Source organism: Streptomyces sp. NPDC037288, from assembly GCF_055603265.1.
The window spans coordinates 1-1208 of the sequence record NZ_JBVJVY010000226.1; the positions used below are offsets into that span (position 1 = coordinate 1).

Annotated in this window: 1 protein-coding gene; it reads left to right on the forward strand. The window is 69.5% G+C overall.

Going from position 1 to position 1208, the window contains the following annotated elements; translation table 11 throughout:
• Positions 1-1184: ISL3 family transposase (locus ACZ7GZ_RS43430; RefSeq protein WP_471033390.1), on the forward strand; the 1184-nt coding region annotated here is incomplete at its 5' end.
• Between the last annotated feature and the right edge of the window lie 24 nt (positions 1185-1208).

Sequence of the window (1208 nt, forward strand, 5' to 3'; positions counted from 1 at the left end):
GGGAGTTATGCGGCCGGGCGGGCGCCCGTCTGGCCAGCCTGCTCGCCATGCCGGTCTCCCGCAGTACCGTGCTGAGGTGGCTGTGGCGTCTGCCGGTGCCCGAGGCGCCGGTCCCGCGGGTGATCGGCGTGGACGATTTCGCGCTGCGGCGCCGTCACCGCTACGCCACGATCATTACCGATGCTGTCACCGGCCGGCGCATCGAGGTCCTGCCCGGCCGGGACGCCGATCCCCTGGAAGCCTGGCTGCGCAAACATCCCGGCATCGAGGTCGTATGCCGGGACGGCTCGGCCACCTATGCCGAGGCTGTCCGCCGCGCCCTGCCCAACGCGGTGCAGGTCAGCGACCGCTGGCACCTGTGGCGCAACCTGTGCGACAAGGTCCAGCTCGAGGTCCGCGCCCACGCCGGCTGCTGGGCCGCCGTCCTCAACCCGCCGCTGCCCGGCGGCATCCGCGAACAGACCACCCGTGAACGCTGGAACAAGGTCCACACCCTGCTCGGCCAGGGCGTCGGCCTGCTGGACTGCTCCCGTCGCCTCGGCCTCGCATTGAACACCGTCAAACGCTACGCCCGCATGCCCGAGCCCACAGGTCTGCGCATCGCACCGGCCTACCGGCCCACTCTTGTCGACCCCTACCGCGAACACCTGCACCGTCGCCGGAACGAGGAGCCGGGCGTCCCCGTCCTCCACCTCTTCCACGAGATCAAGGAACTCGGCTACACCGGCAGCCTCAACGGCCTGCACAAATACCTCAACCAGGGCCGCGCCGACGGCGACCGGCCCGTCACCACCCCACGTCGCGCCGCGCGGCTCCTCCTCACCGATCCGGACAACCTCCGGCCGAAGGAGGCCACCCTGCTGGAGAAGATCACCGCGGTCTGCCCGGAGATGACTGAACTCGCCGACCTCGTGCGCGGCTTCGCCGCTCTGCTCACACCGGCCCAGGGCAACGATCTGAAGCTCACCGAGTGGATCACCGCCACCCGCGCCGCAACCCTGCCTCACCTGCACAGTTTCACCAACGGCCTGGAACTCGACCGCCCAGCCGTCGACGCCGGCCTCACCCTGCCCTACCACAACGGTCGCACCGAAGGCGTCAACACCAGAACGAAACGGATCATGAGACAGATGCACGGCCGTGCCGGATTCGATCTCCTCCGCCACCGTATCCTCCTGCACTGACGGCTACCCACCGTCACCACCGAC